Annotated in this window: 18 protein-coding genes, 1 tRNA gene and 1 pseudogene; 6 read left to right on the top strand and 14 right to left on the bottom strand. The window is 65.2% G+C overall.

The features are described from left to right. The first annotated feature begins 4 nt into the window (after positions 1-4). Both zwf and CSQ99_RS22020 read left to right on the top strand, forming a co-directional pair. Positions 5-1396 (top strand): glucose-6-phosphate dehydrogenase, encoded by a 1392-nt coding sequence (zwf, locus tag CSQ99_RS22025; protein ID WP_099041126.1) that lies wholly within the window; start codon positions 5-7, stop codon positions 1394-1396. Beyond that, complete coding sequence (locus CSQ99_RS22020; protein WP_099041125.1) at positions 1374-2204, top strand: PaaX family transcriptional regulator C-terminal domain-containing protein; 831 nt, start codon at positions 1374-1376, stop codon at positions 2202-2204. The genes zwf and CSQ99_RS22020 overlap by 23 nt, the downstream gene beginning before the upstream one ends. 60 nt (positions 2205-2264) lie before the next feature. On the opposite strand, the gene CSQ99_RS22015 is transcribed toward CSQ99_RS22020, so the two are convergent. Continuing rightward, on the bottom strand, positions 2265-4136 hold the full coding sequence (locus tag CSQ99_RS22015) for a propionyl-CoA synthetase (RefSeq protein ID WP_099041124.1): 1872 nt from the start codon (positions 4134-4136) through the stop codon (positions 2265-2267). A 43-nt stretch (positions 4137-4179) separates the two neighbouring features. Here CSQ99_RS22015 and CSQ99_RS22010 point away from each other — a divergent pair, with 43 nt between their 5' ends. Both CSQ99_RS22010 and CSQ99_RS22005 read left to right on the top strand, forming a co-directional pair. Beyond that, positions 4180-5061, top strand: coding sequence for an alpha/beta fold hydrolase (locus CSQ99_RS22010; RefSeq protein ID WP_099041123.1), 882 nt, complete (start codon positions 4180-4182; stop codon positions 5059-5061). A gap of 5 nt (positions 5062-5066) precedes the next feature. Next, complete coding sequence (locus CSQ99_RS22005) at positions 5067-5546, top strand: DUF309 domain-containing protein (protein ID WP_099041122.1); 480 nt, start codon at positions 5067-5069, stop codon at positions 5544-5546. Positions 5547-5552: 6 nt separating this feature from the next. Here the strand turns inward: CSQ99_RS22005 and CSQ99_RS22000 are convergent. From CSQ99_RS22000 to CSQ99_RS21965, 9 genes and pseudogenes are all read right to left on the bottom strand, one after another. Continuing rightward, positions 5553-7355, bottom strand: a pseudogene (locus CSQ99_RS22000) (sensor histidine kinase); the annotation flags it as partial. 44 nt (positions 7356-7399) lie between these two features. Further along, positions 7400-7537, bottom strand: a complete 138-nt coding sequence (locus tag CSQ99_RS31045; RefSeq protein WP_176561144.1) for a hypothetical protein — start codon at positions 7535-7537, stop codon at positions 7400-7402. 156 nt (positions 7538-7693) lie between these two features. Continuing rightward, a complete protein-coding gene (locus tag CSQ99_RS21995; protein WP_099041120.1) occupies positions 7694-8386 on the bottom strand; it encodes a response regulator in 693 nt (230 codons plus the stop codon). Next, complete coding sequence (locus CSQ99_RS21990) at positions 8383-10917, bottom strand: sensor histidine kinase (protein WP_245909033.1); 2535 nt, start codon at positions 10915-10917, stop codon at positions 8383-8385. The genes CSQ99_RS21995 and CSQ99_RS21990 overlap by 4 nt, the downstream gene beginning before the upstream one ends. Before the next feature lie 115 nt (positions 10918-11032). Next, entirely contained in the window at positions 11033-11905 is an 873-nt protein-coding gene (locus tag CSQ99_RS21985; protein WP_099041118.1) for a potassium-transporting ATPase subunit C, read from the bottom strand. 1 nt (position 11906) lies between these two features. Continuing rightward, positions 11907-14048 (bottom strand): potassium-transporting ATPase subunit KdpB, encoded by a 2142-nt coding sequence (gene kdpB / locus CSQ99_RS21980; RefSeq protein WP_099041117.1) that lies wholly within the window; start codon positions 14046-14048, stop codon positions 11907-11909. Position 14049: 1 nt separating this feature from the next. Then, on the bottom strand, positions 14050-15720 hold the full coding sequence (kdpA, locus tag CSQ99_RS21975) for a potassium-transporting ATPase subunit KdpA (protein ID WP_099041116.1): 1671 nt from the start codon (positions 15718-15720) through the stop codon (positions 14050-14052). Then, entirely contained in the window at positions 15721-15807 is an 87-nt protein-coding gene (kdpF, locus tag CSQ99_RS31705; RefSeq protein ID WP_141562712.1) for a K(+)-transporting ATPase subunit F, read from the bottom strand. Between the two features lie 217 nt (positions 15808-16024). Beyond that, positions 16025-16645, bottom strand: coding sequence for a hypothetical protein (locus tag CSQ99_RS21965; protein ID WP_099041114.1), 621 nt, complete (start codon positions 16643-16645; stop codon positions 16025-16027). A gap of 113 nt (positions 16646-16758) precedes the next feature. Here CSQ99_RS21965 and CSQ99_RS21960 point away from each other — a divergent pair, with 113 nt between their 5' ends. Continuing rightward, positions 16759-17523 (top strand): type III PLP-dependent enzyme domain-containing protein, encoded by a 765-nt coding sequence (locus tag CSQ99_RS21960; protein ID WP_176561143.1) that lies wholly within the window; start codon positions 16759-16761, stop codon positions 17521-17523. Between the two features lie 188 nt (positions 17524-17711). On the opposite strand, the gene CSQ99_RS21955 is transcribed toward CSQ99_RS21960, so the two are convergent. The 4 genes from CSQ99_RS21955 to CSQ99_RS21940 all read right to left on the bottom strand — a co-directional run bounded on the left by CSQ99_RS21955 (position 17712) and on the right by CSQ99_RS21940 (position 22134). Further along, a tRNA-Leu gene (locus CSQ99_RS21955) sits at positions 17712-17787 on the bottom strand. 2 nt (positions 17788-17789) lie between these two features. Continuing rightward, a complete protein-coding gene (locus tag CSQ99_RS21950) occupies positions 17790-18278 on the bottom strand; it encodes an HNH endonuclease signature motif containing protein (protein ID WP_099041112.1) in 489 nt (162 codons plus the stop codon). A 307-nt stretch (positions 18279-18585) separates the two neighbouring features. Then, on the bottom strand, positions 18586-19554 hold the full coding sequence (locus CSQ99_RS21945) for a substrate-binding domain-containing protein (protein WP_245909032.1): 969 nt from the start codon (positions 19552-19554) through the stop codon (positions 18586-18588). A 210-nt stretch (positions 19555-19764) separates the two neighbouring features. Next, a complete protein-coding gene (locus CSQ99_RS21940) occupies positions 19765-22134 on the bottom strand; it encodes a putative bifunctional diguanylate cyclase/phosphodiesterase (RefSeq protein WP_141562711.1) in 2370 nt (789 codons plus the stop codon). Between the two features lie 268 nt (positions 22135-22402). Between CSQ99_RS21940 and CSQ99_RS21935 the strand changes: the two genes are divergently transcribed. Continuing rightward, positions 22403-23095: a class I SAM-dependent methyltransferase gene (locus CSQ99_RS21935; protein ID WP_218014608.1), complete on the top strand. Its 693-nt coding sequence runs from the start codon at positions 22403-22405 to the stop codon at positions 23093-23095. The last annotated feature ends 3 nt before the right edge of the window (positions 23096-23098 follow it).

Here is a 23098-nt window from a genome sequence, read left to right as displayed (position 1 = left end):
CATCGTGACGACCCCGGCGACCACGCCCGCGGACGTGTTGGTGGTCTTCGGCATCACCGGAGACCTCGCCAGGAAGATGACCTTTCGTTCCCTGTATCGGCTCGAGCGCCGCAAGATGCTGGACTGCCCGATCGTCGGTGTCGCGCTTGATGATTGGTCCGAAGCGACGCTGCACGACCATGCGCGAAGTTCGATCGAGACCGCAGGCGAAACAATCGACGAAGACGTGTTCGCGCGTTTCGCGCAACGCCTGTCGATGGTGTCCGGCGACTTCGGCGACGCGAGTACCTATGAAAGGGTGGCCCGGGCGATCAAGGGCAAGCACACGCCTGTCTTCTACCTCGAGATCCCGCCATCGCTGTTCGGCATGGTTGTCGACGGCTTGGCGCACGCCAACCTCATCAGTCGCGCCCGCGTGGTGGTGGAAAAGCCGTTCGGACATGACCTTGAATCAGCCCGTGCGCTGAACGCGCAACTGAGCAGCGTGCTCGAGGAATGGCAGATCTATCGCATCGACCACTTCCTCGGCAAGGAACCGGCGATGGACATCATGTTCCTGCGGTTCGCCAACTCGATTTTCGAGCCGCTGTGGAATCGTGACCGCATCCAGTGCGTGCAGATCACCATGGCCGAGAACTTCGGTGTGGAGGATCGCGGCAGTTTCTATGACCCTGTCGGTGCGCTGCGCGACGTGGTGCAGAACCACCTGCTGCAGCTGATCGGGCTGTTCGCTGCCGAGCCGCCGAGTTGTGCGGGTGCCGACGGGCTCCGCGACAAGCGAGTCGAGGTGTTCCGGGCGATCCCGTCGATCGATCCCGCGCACTACCTCCGGGGCCAGTACGACGGATACCGGTCCATCAAGGGAGTGCGGCCGGATTCCCAAACGGAGACGTTCGCAGCCTTGCGGCTCGAGATCGACAACTGGCGATGGGCCGGCGTGCCCTTCTTCATTCGGGCAGGCAAGGCACTTCCGGTACGGGCCACCGAGATTCGGGTGTTCTTCAAGCGTCCGCCCAAGCTGGCGGTCATGCCGGAGCGGCCCGATCCCAACCAACTCGTGCTGCGTATCGACCCGAACCCGGGCACCGATCTGATCGTTCAGGCCAAGGAGCCCGGCGCGAACACCACCCGATGCGTCGATCTGTCGCTGACGTTCGCCAAGGAACTCGGCGAGGCACCCGAACCTTACGAGCGGCTGCTCAGCGACGCGATGCGCGGTGACTCCGCCCAGTTCGCGCGCGAGGACGGTGTCGAGGAGACGTGGCGCATCGTGCAGCCGCTGATCGCAGCGCCCCCCGAACTGCAAACCTACGAGGTCGGATCGTGGGGGCCGGCCGCGGCGTCCAAACTCGTTGCCGGTTACCCGAGTTGGCATGAGCCCTGGCTGGAGTCATAGGGTGCCCACAGTCAGCGGGCATCAGTCTCGTGCCCGTGTCGCCGACCTGATCGGCGACCGCTCGCTGAGTGCGCGGTCTGTACTCGCGACGGCGCTGTTAGGCGCCGACGAACCGCACCTCACGGTGGGCGAGCTCGTCGGGATCGCCTCGCTGTTCGGCATCAGCGACGGCGCCGCCCGCACCTGCTTGTGGCGCATGGTTTCGGCCGGGGAACTGGTTGGTGACGACGGAATCTATGCGCTGGCGGGGTCGTTGCTCGAACGCAGGCAACGCGTCGACGAGGCCGCCCGGTTCGACGACACCGCGTTTCCGTGGGACGGCACATGGGAATTGGCGGTCGTCTCGCTGGATCGCCGTTCAGCGGCCGATCGGCTCGCGCTGCGCAAGGCCGCGACGGGGTTGCACCTCGCCGAGCTGCGTGAGGGTGTCTGGATCCGGCCGGACAACCTGAACCCCAACCGTTTGCCGACGCTGCGGGCCGTGCTGGACCGTCAGTGCGTGCACTTCCACGGCGCCGCCACCGACGCGCCTCCCGAGACTGTCCGATCTCTTTTCAACCTTGATGATTGGGCATCCGACGCACGACGGCTCACCGTGGCCATGCGTGACGAGCGCGGCATCGACGCGGTCGACGCGGACGACTTCATCTATTTGTTCGCGCTGTCCATCACAGTCGTCCGGCATCTCCAACTCGACCCACTGCTGCCGCCAACGCTCGAACCCGAGGACTGGCCGGGCCACGAACTGCGCAGCACCTACCGTCGGTTCGACGAGGCCTTCAAACGCCAATTGGCAAGCAGACGCTAGATCACATTCATTCTGCGGTGACGCCGTGGATCGTCCACATTTTCGGGCCTGTGCGCAGAGTCAATCCCGAAGAACGGGTTTCAGCGCTTCGAGCACCGCCGGATCCTCGATGGTCGACGGCACCGGCTCATCCGTGCCGTGGGCGATGCCGCGCATCGTCTTCCGCAGGATCTTGCCGGACCGTGTCTTCGGCAGCGCAGGCACGACGTCGACGAGTCTCAGACAAGCCACGGCACCGATCTCGTCGCGCACCAGCTGAACGAGTTCATCGGCCAGTCCCTCGGCGGATGCACCGGACTTGAGTACGACCAAACCGCGCGGCACCTGTCCCTTGATCTCGTCGGCGATGCCGATTACCGCGCACTCGGCGACGGCGGGATGCGTGGCCAGCACTGCTTCGATGGATCCAGTCGAAAGCCGGTGTCCCGCAACGTTGATGACGTCGTCGATGCGGCCCATCACGTACAGGTAGCCGTCCTCGTCGAGGTAACCGCCGTCCCCGGTGAGGTAGTAGCCGGGATGTTCGCAGAGATACGAGGCTTCGTACCGGTCGTCGTCGCCCCACAGCGTCGGCAGGGTGCCCGGAGGCAGTGGCAACGCGATGCAGATCGCGCCTTCCTCACCCGGCTCGCACGCGGAGCCGTCGACGTGCACGATGCGGACGTCGTAACCGGGCATCGGCACAGTTGGCGATCCCGCCTTGATCGGCAACTGCTCCATCCCCATCGGGTTGGCGGCGATGGCCCAGCCAGTCTCGGTCTGCCACCAGTGGTCGACGACAGGGATGCCCAGCTTCTCCGAAGCCCATGCATAGGTGTCGGGATCGAGTCGCTCGCCGGCCTGAAACAGGTACTTCATTCCTGACAGGTCGTAGCGGCCGATGTAGGCGCCGTCGGGATCTTCTTTGCGGATCGCCCGCAGCGCAGTCGGCGCCGAAAACAGCGCCTTAACACCGTGTTCCGACGCTACGCGCCAGAATGCGCCGGGATCAGGTGTACCGATCGGCTTGCCCTCGTAAAGCACTGTGGTCGCCCCGGCGAAGAGCGGCGCGTAGACGATGTAGGAGTGACCGACCACCCATCCGACGTCGGACGCGGCCCAGAACACCTCGCCGGGGGCAATGTCGTAGACGTGGCGCATGCTCCACAGCAATGCGACCGCGTGGCCGCCGTTGTCGCGCACGATTCCCTTCGGTTTGCCCGTCGTGCCCGAGGTGTAGAGCACGTAGAGCGGGTCGGTGGCCGCCACGGGCACCGGGTCGACGGGTTCGGCGTCGCTCATGAGTTCGTGCCAGTCCAGGTCGCGTCCGCCGACCAACTGACAGGGCCGCTGTTCGCGCTGCAGGATCACGCATGCGGGGGCGGGATGCTCGGCGATGTCCAGCGCGGCGTCGAGCATCGGTTTGTAGTCGACGGTCCGTGTCGGCTCGATCCCGCACGATGCCGTCACGACGACGCTCGGGCGGGCGTCGTCGATGCGGGCCGCGAGTTCGTGAGCGGCGAATCCGCCGAACACCACCGAGTGGATGGCACCTAGTCGCGCGCAGGCCAGCATCGCGATCACGGCCTCGGGCACCATCGGCATGTAGATCACCACGCGATCGCCCTTGTCGACGCCCAGGCCGCGCAGGGCGCCGGCGAAGCGTGCCGTCTCGTCGAGCAGTTCGCGATAGGTGTAGGTGCGCGCCGACCCGGTGACGGGGGAGTCGTAGATCAGCGCCGCCTGGTCGCCGCGGCCGCCCTCGACGTGACGGTCCAGCGCGTTGGCGCACGTATTCATCTCAGCGTCGGGGAACCACCGGTAGAACGGCGGATTGGAGTCGTCGAGGATCTGTTGCGGCTCACGAGTCCACGTCACGGCCTTGGCGGCGTCCGCCCAGAAGGCCGCTGGATCGGAGATGCTGGCGTTGAAGAGTTCGCGATACCCGCCCATACCCCGCACCGTAGCGCGCGGCGACTTCTCTATAGTCCGAAACATGACCACTCAACCGCCCCCGATCGAGGGTGTGCGCCGGTCGTTCGTCGACGCCAACGGCGTCCGTTTCCACGTCACCGAGGCCGGACCACCGGACGGTCGTCCCGTCGTCGCGCTGCACGGCTGGCCGGAACACCACTATCTGTGGCGCGACCTGCTGGCCGATCCGCCGCCCGGCATGCGAATCATCGCACCCGACCTGCCCGGATACGGCTGGTCGGGTCCGCCGCTGCACCGCTGGGCCAAGGACGACATCGCCACCGACGTTCAGGCCCTACTCGACGTGCTCGCGCTCGACCGCGTCCTGCTGGTGGCGCACGACTGGGGAGCGTATGCCGGCTATCGAATGGTGCTGCGAACCCCGGAGCGCTTCGACGGCTTCCTGGCGATGAACATCAACCATCCGTGGCAGACGCCGGGCACCGTGCTGCCGCACTTGCACAAGCTCGCCTACCAGGTGCCGCTGGCGGCGTTCGGCATGTTCGTCCACCGGCGTACGAAGTTCATCGAGAAGGTGATCTTCGGCGTCGGGTCCGATCTGACTCCCGAGGACGCGCGACTGTTCGCCGACCGGTTCCGAGACCCGGTGTGCGCACGCGCAGGCAGGGATACCTATCGCACTTTCCTGACCCGCGAATTGCCCTCTGCCGCGAGGAATCCCGAGACGCGACGTGCGACGGTACCCATCCGCGTGCTGTTCGGAACTCGCGACCGCGCTGTTGGCGTGGCCATGGTGTCGCCGGAAACGGCAAACGCCGACGACTACACCTTGGAGACCGTCGATGCCAGCCATTTCGTCGTCGACGAACGGCCCGATCTTGTGCGCAAGAAGTTGATCGCGCTGGCAGCGGAGACTGCGGAGCGTCGCACCCAACTAGAGTGAGCCCCGTGGCCGATCGCGATCGCGACGAGTTCGGCATCGCGCGCAGCAGCCGACCGCGCGACGCGCTGGGGCGTCCGCTACCGCACGGCAGCCAGGGCGTCGCGCGTATCCCTGACGATCTGGATCTGCCCCCGGCGGACTCGCTGAGCTATGCGCAGGACTTGCTGGACCGTGGGCTCGCGTTCAATGCCCATGAGGTGCTGGAGGCGGCCTGGAAGAACGCACCCGATGACGAGCGCGGGATGTGGCAGGGGCTGGCACAGCTCGCAGTCGGTATCACTCACGTTCAGCGCGGGAACACCGCGGGAGCGGCGGGCGTCTTGGCGAGGGCCGCCGACCACCTCGACGACGTGGACCGCCCCGGGCGTCACGGCATCGATGTCGAAGGGCTGAGCAGGTTTGCCCGGGCCCTCATCGGTGATCTTGAGCGTGACATCGGCATCGACGCCGGCCGATTGCGGCCACGACTTACAAGAACCAAGTAGTCAGCGTCGCTGTTTGAGCATGTTGACCGCCTGTTCGGCGACTGAGCTCAAGACGCGCCGCTCGCGGGCGGTCAATGTCCTGCCTGCCAACAGCATCCAGAACCCCTCGTCACCGACATCGATCGCGGTGTCGGCACTGTCGACGCTGGTGCAGGGATCCTTGCCGACCGACGCGACGACTTCACCGGTCCGCTCGTCGCTGCGCACCGCCAACATGCTCACGGCGCGTTGGGAATACGCTTCCCGAATCCGCTCGAGCAGCGTGTCGAGATCGGCGTCGCGCAGCACGGAGTCGGCGAACAAGGCGAGCAGCTCGGCTTCCTGAGATGACCGTCGCGCCTCGGCGGCGCGGTAGGCCACACGGTCGACCAGTACCGCCACCGCCACCGCGACCAGAAGCAGAACGACGATCGTGACCGCGCTGTCCGGATCGTCGATCGTCAACGTGAACGGCGGTGTCACCAGGAAGTAGTTCAGCAGCAGTCCGGAGAGCACCGCGGACAACACGGCCGGCGCAATGCCGCCAAGCAGCGCGACGACCAGTACGCCGGTGAAGAACAGCGTGCTCTGACCGCCGATGCCCAACGTCTCTTCGGGTAGGGACATCGTTACCGCGAGGATCGCGATCGGGATCGCCAGTGCGGCCAGCCAGGACACCACGCGACGCCGTCCACGTGACAGCGTCGCCAGGGGAATGCCCCTGCGCGCCTCCGGATGGGTCACCATGTGCACGTCGATCGAGCCGGACTGTTGTACGACGTTCGCGCCGATTCCTTCGTCGAAGATCCGCGCCCACCGGGAGCGTCGAGAGGTGCCGAGGACCAACTGCGTGGCGTTGGCGGCACGGGCGAAATCGAGCAACGTGGTGGCCACGTCGTCGCCGACGACGGTGTGCATCGTCGCGCCCAGACTGGTGGCGACGGCGCGGACCGCGCTCTTCTGTTGCGACGAGATGCTGGTCAGCCCGTCGCCCTGGATGACGTGGACGACCTTGAGTTCGGCACCGGACCTCGACGCGATCCGCGACGCCCTGCGAACCAGCGTCTCCGACTCATCGCCACCGGTGACGCCTACGACCACCCGCTCACGGGTCTCCCAGGTGTCGGTGATGTTCTTGTCGGCGCGGTATTTGGCCAGCGCGGCGTCCACCTGGTCGGCAAGCCACAGCAGCGCCAATTGCCGCAGTGCGGTGAGGTTTCCGGGTCGGAAATAGTTGGACAGTGCGGCATCGACACGCTCGGGCGGGTACACGTTGCCGTGAGCGAGCCTGCGCCGCAGGGCCTCCGGCGTGATGTCGACCAGCTCGATCTGGTCGGCGGCGCGGACGACCTCGTCGGGGATCCGCTCCTTCTGTTCGACTCCCGTGATCTGGGTGACGACGTCGTTGAGGCTCTCCAGGTGCTGCACGTTCACGGTGGTGATGACCGTGATGCCCGCGTTGAGAAACTCATCGACGTCCTGCCATCGAGTGGCGTTCCTGCTGCCCGGGGTGTTGGTGTGGGCGAAGTCGTCGATGAGTACCACCTGGGGCCGGCGGGCCAGTACCGCCTCGACGTCGAGCTCTGGATAGCGGTTGCCCTGACACTCGACGAAGCGTGGCGGGATCACCTCGATGCCTGCGAGTTGCTGGGCCGTTCTGCGGCGTCCATGGGTTTCGATCACCGCGGCCACCACGTCGGTTCCGCGCTCCATCCGCCGGTGTGCCTCGGCCAGCATCGAGTAGGTCTTGCCGACCCCGGGGGCGGCACCCAGGTAAACGCGCAGGTCGCCTCGTTTGCGACCGAGGATGCTCACCCCTCCATCATCCATGGTGAGGCCAGCGTGTGGTGAAAACCGTGCGTTGCGGCCTCGTTTTACTGCTGGGCGCGATCCTTCTCGGCCGGATCCGTCGAAGACGGTGACCGCATGTCGCGAATATTGAGGTATCGGATCGTCGCGAAGAAGGCCGCCACGCTGCCCATCATCGAGATCACCTGAATCATGTCACTCACAGTGACCCACCTCGGCGATTCGACCAGCCAATGCAATCTGCATACCTCCAGCTGTACTCCGCCTGCGTCGGCGAATCATCAAGCCATACGCCATATTTACGCCCATCTTGGACTTCTTGACGGCGAACTGACGCCCGACGGGACCGCGGTCGGCAGTTATTGCTGGAAGCGGTAGCCCATTCCGGCCTCGGTGAGCAGATGCACCGGATGCGACGGATCGTCCTCGAGCTTGCGCCGCAGTTGCGCCAAGTACACCCGCAGATAGTGCGTTTCCTTGGCGTAGGCGGGCCCCCACACCTCTTTGAGCAGTTCCTCGCGGCCGACGAGCTTCCCGCGGTTGCGCACCAGCATCTCCAGCATGCCCCACTCGGTGGGGGTCAGATGCACCTCGGTGCCGTTCTTGGTCACCTTCTTGGCCGCCAGGTCGACGGTGAACGACGACGTCTCGATGACGGGCTCGTCGGTGTCCGATGCCGCTGCGGCCCGGCGCACCGCCGCGCGTAGCCGGGCCAGGAACTCGTCCATGCCAAAGGGTTTGGTGACGTAGTCGTCGGCGCCGGCGTCCAGCGCCTCGACCTTGTCGGAGGAGTCGGTGCGCGCCGACAGCACGATCACGGGCGCGGTCAGCCAGCCGCGCAACCCGCCGAGCACGTCGATCCCGGACATGTCGGGCAGGCCGAGGTCCAACACGATGACGTCGGGGCGGTGGTCGGCGGCCTTCCGCAGCGCCTCCTCGCCGGTGGCCGCGGTGTCGACGTCGTAGCCGCGTACGGACAGGTTGATCCGCAATGCGCGAAGGATCTGCGGTTCGTCGTCGATCACGAGCACCCGCGTCTTCTGGGGTGTCATGATGCCGCCGCCAGGTCCATCTCGACGGTGAGCCCGCCGCCAGGGGTGTCGGTCGTCGAGATCGTGCCCCCCATCGCCTCGACAAAACCGCGGGCAACCGAAAGGCCAAGGCCGACACCGATGCTGTTGTTCTGATCGCCGAGCCGCTGAAACGGTGCGAACACTTGCGATTCGGTGCCGCGCGGGATACCCGGACCTTCGTCGACGACGGCGATCAGCACCCGGTCGCCGACTTGGCCCGCCGTCACCCGTATCGGGCTGACGCCGGCATACCGAAGCGCGTTGTCGATGAGGTTGGCCAACACCCGCTCCAATAGTCCGCCGTCGGCCATGGCGACGGTATCGGCCACGTCGACCTTCACGCGGTCCAGCCCTTGTCGGCGAAAACCGGTTACTCCCTTACTGATACCGAGAAGTGCCCGCTGCACCGTCTCCTCCAGATACACCCTGCGCAGTTCGGGCTTGAGCACCCCGGCGGCCAACCGCGAAGAGTCAAGCAGATTCCCCACCAAGGCGGTCAGCTGATCGATCGACTCCTCGATGGTCGCCAACAGCTCGGAAGTATCCTCGGCGGAGAAGTCGACGTCGTCGCTGCGCAGGCTCGACACCGCGGCCTTGGCAGCCGCCAAGGGGGTTCGCAGATCGTGGCTGACCGCAGACAACAGTGAGCGACGCAGGTCGTCGGCCTTCGCGATGGCTTCGGCCCTGCCCGCCTCCTCGGTGAGTTCGCGTTGCTTCACGAGTCCCGCAGCCTGCGCGGCGACGGCGCTCAGCACCCTGCGATCGCGGGCGGCCAGCTTGCGCCCGGCCATCAGCAACCAGAACTCGTCGTCACCGACTTCGATTGCGGTATCCGCGGAATCGACGTCGACGCACGGATTGTCGCCGACACAGGCGACGACGCCGACATTCGCGCGCATCAAGCTCACGGCTTGTTGAGCATACGTCTCGCGGACTCGCTCCAGCAGCGTGTCGAGGTCCGCTCCGCGTAGCACCGAACCCGAGAACAGCGCGAGCAGTTCGGCTTCCTGCGAGGCCCGTCGGGCCTCCCGAGTACGTTTCGTCGCGTTGTCGACCAGCACCGCGACCGCAACCGCAACCGCTAACAGCACCACGCTGGTGATCGCGTTGTCGGGCCGGGCGATGTCGAGTGTGTAGCGCGGTTCGATGAGGAAGTAGTTGAGCAGCAGCCCGGATAGCACTGCGGAAACCGCGGCGGGCGCAACGCCTCCCAGCAACGCAACGAGCAACACACCGACAAAGAACATCGCGCTCTCGCCGCCGACGTCGAGGAACGGGTCGAGCACGAATACCAGGAATGCGCAGACCGCGGACGGAATGAGTACTGCCGCAAGCCACGACGCGAAATGGTGCTGGCGCGGAGAGGTCCGCGACCACAATGACTCCTTGCGTGCTTCGGGGTGAGTGACCATGTGGACGTCGATCGAGCCGGACTGCTGCACCACGGAGGCGCCGATACCCTCGTCGAACATCCGTGCCCACCGTGACCGCCGTGACGTTCCGAGCACCAGCTGGGTGGCGTTCTCGTCTCGGGCGAAATCCAGTAGTGCGCTTGGCACGTCGTCACCGACGACGGTGTGCAAGGTGGCGCCGAGGCTCACCGCCAGCTCTCGCACCGAGCCCATCTGCGGCGCCGAGACGCCCGATAACCCATCACCACGAACAACGTGCACGACCATCAGCTCGGCACTCGACTTCGATGCGATGCGAGATGCCCTGCGCATCAGGGTCTCCGACTCAGCGCCACCGGTGACCGCGACGACGACGCGCTCGCGGGCTTCCCAGGTGGCGGTGATCTGGTTGTCTTCGCGGTACTTCTCCAGCGCAGCGTCGACCTGGTCGGCCAGCCAAAGCAGGGCGAGTTCGCGCAGGGCCGTCAGATTGCCTCTGCGGAAGTAGTTGGACAGCGCCGCGTCGACACGCTCGGGCGCATAGACGTTTCCGTGAGCGAGTCTGCGCCGCAGGGCTTCCGGGGTGATGTCGACGAGCTCGATCTGATCGGCGGCCCGCACGATCTCGTCGGGCACCTTTTCCTGCTGCTCGATGCCGGTGATCTGGGCGACGACGTCGTTGAGGCTCTCCAGGTGCTGGACGTTGACCGTGGAGATGACGGTGATCCCGGCGTCGAGCAGTTCCTCGATATCCTGCCACCGCTTGGGGTTCTTGCTGCCCGGGGTGTTGGTGTGCGCCAGTTCGTCGACGAGGACGACCTGCGGAGCGCGCCGCAATACCGCCTCGACGTCGAGTTCGGCGAACTGCTTGCCGCGGTACTCGATGAGCTTCGGTGGCACGGTTTCGATGCCGTCGATCAGGTCGGCGGTCTTCTTGCGGCCGTGGGTCTCCACCACCGCAGCGACCACGTCGGTCCCGCGCTCCAGCCGGCGATGCGCTTCGCCGAGCATCGCGAAGGTCTTGCCGACACCGGGCGCGGCGCCCAGGTAGATGCGCAGCTCACCGCGCTTCTTCTGGGAGCCGGGCCGGTCGGTCACCGACGGATCGGCTGTGCTCACCTGTTCATCATCCACCCGACGTCCTAGCGGCGACTTAGACACCACGGTCGTGGTCTGGCACGGTTCGACGCCAAATGCAGCCGTGGTGTCGAAATCCGACATAGCGCCACCGGGCTCACTGCGCCCGGTCGAGTGCGAGGTTGAGTTCCACCACGTTGACAGTCGGCTCACCGAAGAACCCGAGGAACCGGCCGTCGGTGTGGGCGGCGACCGCGTGCTGGACCTCGGCACGGCTGACGCCGCGGGCCTTGGCGACCCTGTTCACCTGAATGTCTGCGTACGCGATCGAGATGTGCGGGTCGAGGCCGCTTCCGCTGGCGGTCACCGCATCGGCGGGCACCGCCGGATCCGCGGGGGCACTGCCGCGGATCGGCACGATCTGACCGATGCTGTACGCATCTCCTTCCGGGCCCGGCTGCCTACATTCGACGCGCACGCCTTCGTAGGTGTCGAGGAGCGGTGCCTGGGTGGTGCCACACGGCTCGTTGACGCTGATCACCCGCGTCGGGTTGACGACGTTGCCGCGCGCATCGCGCGGGCCGATCACCGACAGCACCGCGCCGACACCGCCACCCGTGCAGAACGGCCTCGTGCCGTCGACGCCTTCGAGATCGCCGACGGCCGCACTGCGTTCACAGACGAGAGTCAGCAGGCTCGACTTGTCGGGTGTGTCGACGATGCTCTCCGGCCCGAGGTTGCTTGCGCTGGTGGCCATCGGGTCATATCCGTCGCCGGCCGCCGACGGTCGGCTCTGAAAGTACTGCGGCAGCGGGTTGCCGTCGGCGTCGGTGAACGCCTGGCCGATCAGGCTGCTGCCCAACAGCTTTCCGTCGACCTCGATGAGCGAGCCGTTGGCTTTGTCGTTGGGGCCGGGAATCTGGGCCACCAGCCAGATGACCACGGGGTAGGCGAGGCCGAGGATGACGGTGAGCACCAGCAGCGCGCGCAGCGCCGCCCAGTGTTGACGAACGAGATTGGCGAAGTTCATGTCACATTCCGGGGAAGAGTTGGACGATCAGATCGATCAGTTTGATGCCGATGAACGGGACGATGATCCCGCCGAGGCCATAGATGTAGAGATTGCGGCTCAACAGCTTTGACGCACTGGCGGGTGTGTACCGAACACCCCGCAACGACAGCGGGATCAGCGCGATGATGACGAGCGCGTTGAAGATCACCGCCGACAGGATCGCCGACTGGGGGCTGTGCAGCCGCATGATGTTCAGCAGATCCAGGCCGGGGAAGATGGCTACGAACAGCGCGGGGATGATCGCGAAGTACTTGGCGATGTCGTTGGCGATCGAGAAGGTCGTCAACGCACCCCTGGTGATGAGCAGCTGCTTGCCGATCTCGACGATTTCGATGAGCTTGGTCGGGTCGGAATCCAGGTCGACCATGTTGCCGGCCTCTTTGGCCGCCGAGGTGCCGGTGTTCATCGCGACGCCGACGTCGGCCTGCGCGAGCGCGGGCGCGTCGTTGGTGCCGTCACCGGTCATCGCGACGAGCTTGCCGCCGGCCTGCTCCTTCTTGATCAGCGCCATCTTGTCTTCCGGCGTGGCCTCGGCGAGGAAGTCGTCGACGCCGGCCTCGTCGGCGATCGCCTTGGCGGTCAACGGGTTGTCGCCGGTGATCATCACCGTGCGGATGCCCATGCGGCGCATCTCGTCGAAGCGTTCCCGCATGCCTTGTTTGACGACGTCTTTGAGGTGGATGACACCGAGCACCTCAGCGTGGCCGTCGTGAACCTGCCCGACGACCAGTGGAGTGCCGCCAGCCGCGGAGATGCCGTCGACGAGATCGCCGAGTTGGGTCGGCACGATGCCGCCTTCGTTGCGCACCCAGTCGGCCACCGTGCTCGCCGCGCCCTTGCGTAGCTTCTGGCCGTTCAGGTCGACACCGGACATCCTTGTGGTCGCACTGAATTCGATCCAATGGGCAGTGTCGAGCTCACCCGGTGTGCGGGCCCGCAGCCCGTATTCACGCTTGGCGAACACGACAATCGACCGGCCTTCTGGGGTTTCGTCGGCGAGGCTGGACAATTGCGCGGCATCGGCAAGCGCTTCGTCCGTCACCCCGGCGAGCGGCACGAAGGCGGCAGCCTGGCGGTTACCCAACGTGATGGTCCCGGTCTTGTCGAGCAGCAGCGTGTTCACATCGCCGGCGGCCTCGACCGCGCGTCCCGACATGGCGAGCACATTGCGCTGTACGAGGCGGTCCATGCCGGCGATGCCGATGGCCGACAACAACGCGCCGATGGTGGTCGGAATGAGGCACACCACCAGGGCCACCATGACGATGCCGCTGATCCCGTTTCCGTTGAGTGCCAACGTGTCCAGGACGCCTGGATTGTTCGCCTTCGAGTAGATTGCCAATGGCTGCAGGGTCGCAACGGCGAACACGAAGATGATCGTCAGCGAGGCCAGCAGGATGTTCAGCGCGATCTCGTTCGGCGTCTTCTGCCGGTTGGCGCCCTCGACGAGAGCGATCATCCGGTCGATGAAGCTCTCACCCTGATTCTGAGTGATCTTGACGACGATGCGGTCCGACAACACGGTGGTGCCGCCGGTGACCGCCGAGCGGTCGCCACCGGACTCGCGGATGACGGGTGCCGACTCGCCGGTGATCGCCGACTCATCGACCGAGGCAATACCTTCCACGACGTCGCCGTCGCCCGGGATGGGCTGGCCCGCCTCGACGACCACGATGTCGCCGCGTTGCAACAGCGGTGCGGCGACCTCTTCTTCGCGGCCGGGGGTGTCAGGTGTCCAGCCGACGAGTCGACGCGCCATCGTGGCTGTCTTGGTCTTGCGCAGCGACTCGGCCTGCGCCTTGCCGCGGCCCTCGGCCACGGCTTCGGCCAGGTTGGCGAAGATGACCGTGAGCCAGAGCCACATCACGATCAGCCAGGCGAACCACGATGGCTCGGTGATCGCGAGGACCGTGCTCCATACCGCGCCGATCTCGACGATGAACATGACGGGATTGCGCCAAAGGGCGCGCGGGTCTAGCTTGCGCAGGGCGTCGGGCATCGACTTCCACAGCATCTTCGGATCGAGCAACCCGCCCTGAACGCGTGTGGGCGCGTTTGCTTTCGGCTGTGTAGGCGCAGCGGTGTCGATGGTCACGGACATTTCAGTGGATTCCTTCTGCGAGAGGCCCCAGCGCGAGCACTGGGAGGAAGGTCAGGGCGACCAGGATCACCGTCACGCCGGCGACCATTCCGACGAACTGGGGCCGGTACGTCGGCAGGGTGCCGACGGAATCGGGTGTCTTGCCCTGTTTGGCCAGCGAGCCCGCGAGCGCGAGCACGAAGATGATCGGCAGGAAACGGCCGAACAGCATGGCCAAACCGAGGGCGGTGTTGTACCACTCGGTGTTGACCGAGATGCCTGCGAACGCCGACCCGTTGTTGTTGGCGGCGGAGGTGAATGCGTAGAGCACCTCCGAAAGCCCGTGCGGCCCGGTGTTGAGCATGCCGGCCCGTTGCCCCGGCATCGCCATAGCGACGGCGGTGCCCGTCAGCACGATCAGCGGAGTGATGAGGAAATACGTTGCCGCGAGCTTGATCTCACGCGGTGTGATCTTCTTCCCGAGGTATTCAGGCGTTCGGCCGACCATCAGGCCCGCGACGAACACGGTGATGATCGCCAGCACCAACATGCCGTAGAGGCCGGAACCCACACCGCCAGGGGCGACCTCGCCGAGCTGCATGTTGAACATTGCCATCATGCCGCCGAGGCTGGTGTAGGAGTCGTGGAACGAGTCGACCGCGCCCGTCGACGTCAACGTCGTCATGCTGGCAAAGACCGCCGAGTCGGGTACGCCGAACCTCTGTTCCACACCTTCCATTGCCGAACCAACTGCGGTAGGCACGGTTCCGTGTGCCTGCACCTGGAAGGTCATCATCAGCGTCACGCTGATCAGCGCGATCAAAGACATGACCGCCACGATCGCGTAACCCTGCTTGCGGCTGTCGACCATGCGGCCGAACGTGCGTGGCAGCGAGAACGCGATGCAGGACAGCAGGAAGATCTCGACCCAGTTGGTCCACGAGGTCGGGTTCTCGAACGGATGCGCGGAGTTGACGTTGAAGAACCCGCCGCCGTTGGTACCGAGCTCCTTGATGACCTCCTGGCTGGCGACCGGCCCACCGGGAATGGTCTGCTGACCACCGGCCAGCGTGGTGGCGACCTGCGTATGCAGGTCGAAGTTCTGGACGACGCCGCCGATAATGAGGATGATCGCGCCGATCACCGCGAGTGGCAACAGGATTCGGATGATGCCGCGAACGAGGTCGACCCAGAAGTTGCCGAGCTCTGTGGTGTTGCGCCGGGCGAGAGCACGTACGAACGCCATGGCCACAGCGATGCCGACGGCCGCGGAGGCGAAGTTCTGTACGGCCAGGCCGGCCATCTGCACCAGGTGGCCCTGGGTGGACTCACCGGAATAGGCCTGCCAGTTGGTGTTGGTCACGAAGCTGACCGCGGTGTTCCAGGCCAGCGCCGGGGTCATCTGGGTGCCCGGATCGTTGAGGTGCAGCGGCAGCTTGCCCTGCACCAGTTGGAGGATGAACAGGAACAGGAGGCTGATCGCCGAGAACGCCAGCAGGCTGCGGGCGTAGGAACCCCAGGTCTGCTCCGCCTTGGGGTCGGCACCGATCAGGCGATAGACGACGCGCTCGCCGCGCAGGTGCCGTTCTGAGGAATAGACCCGGTACATGTAGTCGCCCAACGGCACGTGGACGACCGCGAGGCCGATGATCAGGGAGACGAGGAATCCGATCCCGGCGGTGGTGGTACTCACCTAGAACCTCTCCGGGAAGAGCAGGGCGGCGAAGAGGAACACCGCGATGAGGATCGCGAGTACCAGGCCGACGATGTTGACGATCACAGCCGCTCGACCAACTTCTGAATCAGGCCGAGGACGGCGAAGACCGCCACCGTCAGCACGATGTACACCAGGACGGACATGGCACTCCGGGTCGTTTACGGGGCGCCGGATTTCGGCGACCTATAGAAGGATCACCGCAGCTCAAGGCATCAGTACCGGCCTTAACGGTTTCTTGACGGCGGCGCGGCCTTCCTTTACGGATTCCGCCGGCGAACGTCTAGCGGGCGCGCCCGAACCGTCGCTTGGCCTTCTTCGTTGGCTCGTAGGAGTCCTGAATCCAGGCGTCCCACGTCGCTTCGGAGTCCCCTTGGACGGGGTTGTTGCTGACATGCCAGCCGAGGGCTTCGACTTCCGTTGTCGACCAACGAATTAGCGTGCCATCGCCACCGATCTCCTGCGCGAGAAGCACGCGCTCGTCGGATTCCAGCCGGTCGCTGAATGCCTGCATGGTGGTTTTCAGGCGGAAGTAGGGGACGGCATCGTCAAACTCCCGGCAGAGTGTCGCGAGTTCTCGTCGCGCGTGGTCGAGCAGCGTCGTCGGCTCAGCGGCCGGTTCGTCCGGCTCCACCTGCACCGCGGACAACTCTGGCTCGGGATGCTTGGCCCGGAGCGCCTCGAGTTCGGCGGTGGCTGCCAAGGCTTGTTCGCGCCACCATTCGAGGTGGTACAGAACTAGCTTCTCTTCGCACACGGGGCAGACCGCGTCTACCTGGGTCAGCGGGGTCGCAGCCTCGAGCACCGCTCCGCAGAGGGCATGATTCTCGCGACGTTCGAGGTAGTCCGAGTGGTGCGCCACCGAAGCGGATGTCTCCCGGATATAGCTGTGGGGCGGCTCCACTAGGCGAACATAGCCGACCGCACGGGTGGGCCGCGTAAAGATTGGGCTGTTGTTCAGTCAAGAGACCGCTCGGACACTGCCTGTCCACAGGTTCACCCGGGACCCTCGACGAGATGACGCACTCAATGGACCTGCTGACGCGCTCTGACCATGCCCCGGGACCGAGTGCCGCGGCGCCGCTGGTCGACGAAGATGTCGTCCTACGGCGCTGCGCGCAGTATCGCGACGGTTTCAAGGGCGTCGCGGTCAGCTACCCGGCCGCGTTGCTTCGCCACACCACCGTCAGGAACTGGATACGACGCCAACGGTCGGCCGTCGATGTCACCACCGGGCCGGAGCTCGCCCAGGCGGTCCTGGCGGGAACGGACCCAGGACGGATCGTCGTGCATTCACGAGAGGGCCTCGGCGAGCTGACCCGCCGGGCCGTCAGCATCGAAGTGGCCCGGTTTGTGGTGAGCTCGAGCCGGCACGCTTCGCGGCTCGCCGCGCACACGCGGACGCGGCAGCGGATTCTCGTCGACGCGTCCGCAGACGATGTGAGCGGTGTGGCGTCGGACGTGTTGGCGCACAAGAACCTTGACCTTGTCGGGCTCCATTGTGGACTGGAGACTGGCGATGTCGTGGGCGCGTTGGTGCTGAGCCGCGCAATCGGCGAGATGTCCTGGATTCGCCGCCGGCACGGCGTCTTGGTGACACAGATCAGCTTGGCCGGCTTGGATGTCGGTCAGCATTGTGAGCGGTGGGTCCTTCGCCGCATTGCCGGTGCGATATCCGAAGTGATCGACGATGCCTGCGCGCGGCATCGCTTCCCACGGCCGGCGCTCACGCTGGCGCCCTCGCGTGGCGCGCTTCTGCTGGGCGGTAGCCGAGATCCTTAACGTTGGGACGATGGCAGTACGCAGCTTGACGTACCGCTGTTCGACCTGAGCGGCGAGGGCGCCTGCGCAGACTGGAACACCGTCAGAGGTCCGTGCCACCTGACCGGCGATGCAGATCGTGGCTACGACGGGTTCTGCGCCAGGCTACGGTCGGTATTCCGTCGGTCAAACAGGACCCGCCGAGACGGTGGGGACGGTGGGACTCGAACCCACAAATGTCAGGCGTTTTAAGCGCCCCGCCGATGCCAATTAGGCTACGTCCCCTTCTAGGCGATCGAGTCTAGTGCGGAGGCACAGCCCTTGTTCTTGCCTCTGAAGGTCGGTGTAAGCGCATGGCAGTTGGGGCACAGCAGTCGAAGGTTTTCCAGCGCGTTGTTCTGATGGTTGCCGTCTTTGTGATCCAACTCCAGAGGGATCGGCTGGTCCATCCAGCTATCGAGCTTGCAGCCGGAGCAGCTCCGCTCGAAAATGCCTTCGTTGATGAGGCGCCGGCGCAACCGATCAGACTGAATCGGAGACGTGTTCGATAGGAAGGCCTCGATCGGTCGTAGGCGGTGCGAGACCCTCTTGCCCTTCGCCCAGGACTGCCCGGCGAAGTGGGATGTATCGAGACCGAGTCGCTCGACGGCTCGGCGGAGGACACGGTAGTTGCCGCCCTCCGGCACGACACCCAGCAGCTTGCGCGCGCCGGCAAAGGAAACGGACTGCCTCACCGCCTCCCGATACTGCTCATCGCGGATCTTGTAGCGTCTCATTCGATTTGATTCGGGCGTTTGGGCCAAGAACCTTGTCTCCCGATTTTTTCCTCACCACGCTGAACACATCATGTCGGTCAGATCCGACTACGGGGGAAGTTAGCTCAGCGCACCGACAGGCGGATTTCGTCCATAGAAGTCGCGTCCGCCTTGTTTAGGAGTCTTCGAATTAGACGAGGGCAAGATCAGGGCGCTTTCGCGACTATTACGTTCTTAAAATCCGCCAAGTCTGGGTTCGAGTCCCAGTGGGGGCACGGGGAGAGGTCTTCGTAGCGGATAGCGTCACCGGCGTGACCGAGTGTCCGACTCAGAAAGGGTACTGAGAGACGGTTCTGGCATCCGCTTCCAGTGCGGCGTTCCCGACGAAGACGTTGTCGTAGCCGTCGAGCTTGGTCAACGACTCGTAGCCGGGCACGTTCAGATTGGTGCCTGCCTCGATCGGTTGTCCCTGTGCGAGCATCAGCGCGATCTGAAGCGCCGCTTCGCCTGCCATCGCCGGATCCCAGAAGAAGATCCTGTCGATCGCTCCGTCGGCGAGGTACTCGGCTGCCACAGCGGGTACCGCCGTACCCATCACGCAGATCTCGTTCGCCAACCCCGCCTCCCGCACGGCACGTGCGATGCCCGGTGTATCGGTGCTGCCCGACCCCTGAAAGCCCTTGATATTCGGGTACTTCGACAGAATCGCCTTGGCGTTCTCGTAGGCGGTCTGCTCGTTGTTGAAGCTTTCGATCGGGCCCTCTACGCGGGTCATGCCGGGGAACTCGGCGACCTGCATGTCGTATGCGGCGTCCACCCACTGCATGTGGGTCCTCGCTGCCAGGCTCTGGACGAACTGGACGTAGCTTCCCTGCCCACCCATGCATTGGGCGAGGCTCTGGACGATCTGCCTGCCGAAGGCTGCGTTGTCGAAGGCCTCGATGTCGATGTCGACGTTCTGGATTCCGGTGGCTTCGTGCGAGACCACTTTGATGCCTTGGGCGCGGGCTTGACCCAGGACGTCCTCCAGCGACTCCGGTGAGTTGGGTACCACGGTGATGGCGGTCGGGCGACGCAGGATCAGGTCCGCCACGATCTGAACCTGCTTCTCCGGGCTGGTGTCGTCGCCGCCCTCCTGGCTGGTCTGGACGCCGGTGCGCTTCGCGAAGTTCTGGTCGCCCACGGCCATCCGATTGAACCAGGGGATTCCTTCGATCTTGACGACGTTCACCATCGTCATGTCCTTCGGGTCCGGAGACGCGACGGCGACGCTGGTCGGCCCGGCAATCAGCGTCACGGTCACGCCTACCGCGCTGAGAACGGCAGTTCGCCTGCGTCGCATCGATGACTCCATTCCATGGGCCGTGCGGGACTGAGAATCAAGACTCGTCTACTTGGCCCCGGTAAGGAGGGGATTGGGCCATCTTCCGGTTTGAGTCGCCGTCTTTCACCCGACCCGCGGCGGATCGAGAGGTCACTGACCAGAGAGACGGCCCCCCGGTTACGGCTATCCCAAGTGCTCGTCGAACTGCGTGCGCGCGACGAGTGTGGCCACCCGTTCGGCTATCCGGGGCTGCTGCTCCGACATCATGCGTGGCAGCGCGTCGGCCGTCACCGGCGGGCTGAAGTGGAAGCCCTGCGCGACGTCGCAGCCGTAGCTGGCGAGCAGGTCCGCGGTCACCGCATCTTCGACGCCCTCGGCCACGCACACGATGCCCAGTTCTCGTGTCAACTCCACGACTTTGCGGACGATGATCGCCGCGCGCGGGTCAGTTGAGATCGGTGCGATCAGTTGCTTGTCCAGTTTGAGCTCGTCGATGGGCAGCTGGCGTAGGTAGTCCAAAGCAGAATAGCCGCTTCCAAAGTCATCGATGGCGACTTGAATACCGAAGTCATGCAACCGAATCAGGACCTCACGCGCTAACTCCGGGTTGCTCAGCACCAGGTCCTCGGTGATCTCCACGGTGACGCGATCGAATGGGAGATGGCGGTCGGCCATCACCCCGGCGATCATCGACGCCAGGCTATGGTTGCCCAGCGACGGCGGAAACACGTTGATGGCGAACGGAACTGCGAATCCAAGCTCGTGCCACGCGGCGGCGTCGTCGGCCGCCCGGTACAGCACCAGCTCGGTCAATGGCCCCATCAAGCCGTTCTGTCGTGCCATCGGCAGGAACTGATCCGGCAACAGCTTGCCCAACCGCGGGTGCGGCCAGCGCACCAAAACCTCAACTCCAATGAGTCGCCTGGTGGCCAAGTGATACTTCGGCTGGTACTCGGTCGACAGCGCGCCTTCGTCGATGGCCGTGCGCAATTCACTCAGGAACCGCATGCCGCTCACGCGTACGTCTTGACCGCCAGAGCTGCACATCGGTCCGACCTCGTCGGCGTCGACCAGCTTCATGTCCGCGGTGAACATCGCGACTCCACCCGTGCGTGCCCGCTTGACCGAATACATCGCCACGTCGGCGTGCTTGAGCAGTTCCTCCGACGTCAAGCCTGCGCTAACGGTCCGGTTCAACTCGGCGAGTCCGGCGCTTGGTCGCACGTCGATCGGCTGGTCGTCCACCACAAATTCCGTGTCGAACGCCTCCAAGATCCGTTCGGCCGCAGTCAAGGCCGGCTCGGCCCCGCCTTCGAGCAGGACGGCGAACTCGTCGCCGCCGAGCCGCGCCACCGTGTCGCCGGTACGCACGCTGCGCCGTAACCGGTCCGCGACCTCGATCAGCACTGCGTCGCCCGCGTGGTGGCCCAGGCTGTCGTTGACGAGTTTGAAGTCGTCCAGATCCAGCGACAGCACGGCGACGTCGCGACCGTCGCGGGCATGCATCGCCACCGCATGAGCCAGCCGGTCTCCGAACAGAACTCGGTTGGCCAATGACGTCAACGGATCGCGCAGCGCCTGATCGGTGACCGCCGCCACCAGCCGCCGATTTTCGGAGACGAACAGCACCTGCCGTACCAACACCGTCGCCATCAACAGCACCAACGCCGCAAGTATCGGGCCGGTGTTCTCGCCACCGAACAGGTACCACACGCTCGGGATCACCGCGACGAGCAGCGGCACGTACGGCACCCACACCGCCACATGCATTGCCTCGCGCGGATCGACGATTCGCCACGGCGCCCGAGCGGCCACCAGCGCGGCCGCCGCCATCAACGCCAACCCGGTCGCCCACAGGATGTCGATGAAGTTGCCGCTCAGGTACGTGCCGTTGACGCTCAGGTAGAGAAACACGCTGTCGGCGATCGCAACTGCCGCGATGCCGCCTGCCAGCAGGCTGATCGTCAGCCGTTGGCCCGGCCCGGCCCGCAACAGCATCAGGCCCGCCATCGTGAACAACGCCAAGTCGGCCAGCGGATAGAACAAGGACAGCCCGAACGAGAAGGGATCGGTTCCGCCCGCCGCTATGACGGCGTCCAGACCCGACACCCAGGCCAGCGCGAAGAGCGACACCGCCAATAGCAGCCCGTCGAGGAATAACCGGGCAAGCGTGGCGCCCGCGTTGCCGGTCGGCAACATCACCAGCACGAAGAGCGTGCAGACGTAGAACAACAGGTAGCCGACGTCGGCCAGTGACGGGAACGGCACCTCCACGTCGAGGCCCAATTCGTAGGTCGCCCAGATCGCGTCGCCGACCAACCAGCTGGCCAACCCAGCTGCCATCGCCACCCACGCCGTGCGCTGCCGGCCCGAGGTGGACGCGATGGCCAGCACGACGCAGGCGACGGCCAACGCTTCGACCCCCAGGGAGCCCAGATCGCTCACCACGATGAGCACGCCAGGGCCACCCCAGCCGAACGCGAGCCACAACGCGTAGGCGAGGAGGTAAGTCATGCCGATCCAGGCGATCAGTGGAGCCCTCGGTCGACTCACGTAAACCCCCAGGTAGCGGACTCGCCAACGGTAGTAGTGGTGAGCCAATCACACTGATAGGGCCGATTTGCCAAGACCGGCAAAACCGCTGCCGACTGGCTGGTGCTGGATGTGCTGGGCATGCAGCCCGCGGGCGGCCCCGCAGCCGGATATCACGCAGCAGCGATATCGGAAAACGCTGCCGTGGCGCCTCGGTGTGCCAGCACTTGATTTGCCCAAACAGCAAGCATACTTGCCGCAACTGGGCCGCCACTTGCACCATCGTGGCGTGACCACATCATCGAACCCGTTCGACGATCCTTCCCACGTGGCGATGTATGCGAAGCGCGCCGGGCAGCTGGTACCCGCCCTCGCCGACGTCCATCGCCTGGTCGGCGTCCTCATCGACGAACTCGCGCCGCCAGACGCCAGGGTTCTGGTGCTGGGGGCCGGGGGAGGGCTAGAGACAAAGGCACTCGCCGTGGCTCATTCCGGATGGAGCTTCGCTGCCGTCGATCCCTCCGCGGCCATGCTGGATCTCGCAGTGACGACCCTGGGGCCAGATATGGCGCGGGTGTCGATGCACAACGGATATATCGACGACGCACCACCTGGCCCGTTCAGCGCTGCGACCAGTCTGCTGACACTGCACTTTCTGCCGGAGGAAGAACGATTGCGTACGGTCGGCGAGGTGCGGCGCCGACTAGTGCCGGGGGCGCCGTTCGTCGTGATGCATCTGAGCATCGTGCAGCGCGATGATTCTGAACGACGGACGTGGATAGACCGACACGTGGCGTTCCTCGTCGCCTCGGGCCTTGATCCCACCGATGTCCAGAAGGCGCGCGCTGCAATTGAATCGGGCGTTCCCGTACTGTCACCCGACCAAGACCGCGCCATTCTAAGGCAGGCCGGTTTCACCGGCGTCACGGAGTTCTTCTCGGCGTTCAACTTCCGCGGGTGGGTTGGTTACGCACCGTCGTGATCA

This window comes from Mycobacterium neglectum, from assembly GCF_002591975.1.
Classification (GTDB): Bacteria; Actinomycetota; Actinomycetes; order Mycobacteriales; family Mycobacteriaceae; genus Mycobacterium; species Mycobacterium neglectum.
This window is presented reverse-complemented; position numbering and strand designations above follow the sequence as displayed.